Source organism: Cobetia sp. SIMBA_158 (assembly GCF_046566945.1).
Classification (GTDB): Bacteria; Pseudomonadota; Gammaproteobacteria; order Pseudomonadales; family Halomonadaceae; genus Cobetia; species Cobetia amphilecti.
In genome coordinates this window covers 1-339 of the sequence record NZ_JAWJYL010000140.1, presented here as the reverse complement: position 1 = coordinate 339, position 339 = coordinate 1, and the positions used below count along the sequence as shown (strand labels likewise).

The 339-nt window shown below is 35.4% G+C and carries 1 protein-coding gene; it reads right to left on the bottom strand.

Annotation, left to right across the window (positions count from 1 at the left end):
• Nucleotides 1-142: 142 nt before the first annotated feature.
• On the bottom strand, nt 143-339 hold a 197-nt coding region (locus tag R2R70_RS19340; RefSeq protein ID WP_410978799.1), incomplete at its 5' end, for a minor capsid protein.

The window sequence follows — 339 nt, the reverse complement described above, 5'->3', positions numbered from 1 at the left end:
ATCCTTAGAAGTTACGTCCACTAAGTTAGTATCACGATTTAATGTAGCACCTGATTGTCCACCAATTACTGTAGGTACACCAGCTACATCTACACTTACCAATACATCTACACCAGCAACTTTATTACCCATGTTGTCACCCCTATTTATCAATTAAAAGATTGATGTTTACGTTATACTTGTACCTATCTAAATCGTCTTTTTCTAAGAACATAGAAAAAGGCTGTCTAGCAGTAGCTAGTACAACCTTAAATCCACCAATATTAAATCTTGTCTTATTATCAAAATGCTTCAGAAGATTGTTTGCTTCTGCTTCTGCATCTTTTGGATGGTTAGCAC